The 1682-nt window shown below is 68.3% G+C and carries 2 protein-coding genes; one reads left to right on the top strand and one right to left on the bottom strand.

Annotated features, from left to right (window positions below; translation table 11 throughout):
• The first annotated feature begins 113 nt into the window (after positions 1-113).
• Positions 114-665, top strand: coding sequence for a hypothetical protein (locus GRC12_RS44220; protein ID WP_208786061.1), 552 nt, complete (start codon positions 114-116; stop codon positions 663-665).
• Here the strand turns inward: GRC12_RS44220 and GRC12_RS44215 are convergent.
• The gene (locus GRC12_RS44215; protein WP_244374703.1) at positions 622-1413 is read right to left on the bottom strand and encodes an IS5 family transposase; all 792 of its coding nucleotides are present in this window, start codon (positions 1411-1413) and stop codon (positions 622-624) included. The genes GRC12_RS44220 and GRC12_RS44215 overlap by 44 nt on opposite strands.
• Positions 1414-1682: the final 269 nt, after the last annotated feature.

Raw genomic sequence — 1682 nt, 5'->3', positions numbered from 1 at the left:
AGACGTTGTTGTCTTTCCGGGCTTGAGGGCTGCGTTTCCGCTGTTCGGGCATAGGGTCGACGATCCCGTGGGAGTTGTGGCCTGTCGTGCTGTCGCTGCTTGGGAGGTCGTGGATGCCGTCGGTGGTTGGGTTGTTGGAACAGCGTGAGCTGGGTGCTCGCCGGCGTGTGGACGAATTGAGGGAGACGGCCGATCGCGTTCAGGCGGAGTTGGCCGTGGCCGAGCGGGAATGGAAGGAGTGGGCCATCGCCTGCTCACGGGTCGGCGAGGTGCTGGCCCCTGCGGACGAGAGCGGGCAGGACCACGTCCCGGCTGAGGGGACCGCGCCGACCGACGAGGAGCAGACCGCAAAGACGTCGCAGGTGCCGACCGCGGCGAAGTCGAAGTCGCAGGTGCCGGTGTGGCGTGAGGGGCTGGCCTGGTCGGTGCTGTCGGTGGACTACCAGCGCATTCTGCAGGCGCTCGCGGACCGGGCCCGGCTTCATCAAGGGCCGTTGACGTGCCAGGAGATGGCTGCGGTGTTCGGCATGGATGTGGTGCCGGCTCGGGTGGAGGCAGTGCGGTCGAAGGCGAAACGCCTGGTCGCGCGCGGTTGGCTGTCCGAGCGGCAGCCGGGCCGGTTCACGCTCGCTGCGGGTGTGGCCGGGCCAGGCGGCGGGTCATGAGCAGGGTCATTGACCAGTAGATCATCGCTTCGGCGCTGGTGGTGCGGCGTTCGTAGTCACGTGCCAGGCGGCGGGTGCGCATCAGGTGGGCGAAGAGGCGCTCGACGATCCACCGCTTGGGCAGCACCACGAAGCCGCGCATGTCGTCGCTGCGTTTGACGATCGCCAGGACCAGCGCGAAAGCGGTGAGGCAGTACTCGACCAGGCTGCCGGTGTAGCCGCCGTCGGCCCAGACCAGCTCCAACTGGTGGTGCGTGTCGGTGACTTGTCGCAGCAGGACCTGGGCGGCGGTGCGGTCGCCGGTGTCCGCAGCGGTGACCATCACCCCCAGCAGCAGGCCGAGGGTGTCGACCACGACGTGCCGCTTGCGCCCGTTGATCTGTTTGCCCCCGTCGAAGCCGCGGCTGTCGGAGCCGACGACGGCGTCCGCCTTGACGGACTGCGAGTCGATCACGCCGGCCGTCGGCTCCGTATCCCGTCCCTCCCTCTCGCGGATCCGTGCGCGCAGCCGGTCGTGGAACTCCTTGACCAGGCCGTGGTCGCGCCAGCGGCGGAAGAACGCATAAGCCCGGTCCCACGGCGGGAAGTCGGCGGGCATCGCCCGCCACTTGATCCCGTTGTCGACCAGGTAGCGGATCGCATCGAGTAGAGCCCGGTGGCAGTACGCCTCCGGCTGCCCGCCCCGGCCCCGCAGCCAGGCCGGCACCGGCAATAGCGGCCGGACCACGGCCCACTCCGCGTCCGTCATGTCCGAGGGATACCGCCGAACACGTTCCGGGCGATCGGCCGCGTTTCCGAACCGGTGAGCGACACAATCACACGACGGGGCAGCCGAGTTGAACTCCACCGGCACGAGCACGTAGAACTGCGACAACAGGGTCTCCTGGATCTCGGTTGGCTTCGCAACCCCGAGCTACCAAGAGGCCCTGCCTTCATGCCCGCGGCCAGCTGCGATCACCCGATCGAGACTCCCGTTCGACGCGCACCCCTCAAGATCGGAACGACAACAGCTACTTA

Source organism: Streptomyces griseorubiginosus, from assembly GCF_017614965.1.
Classification (GTDB): domain Bacteria; phylum Actinomycetota; class Actinomycetes; order Streptomycetales; family Streptomycetaceae; genus Streptomyces; species Streptomyces griseorubiginosus_B.
This window is presented reverse-complemented; position numbering and strand designations above follow the sequence as displayed.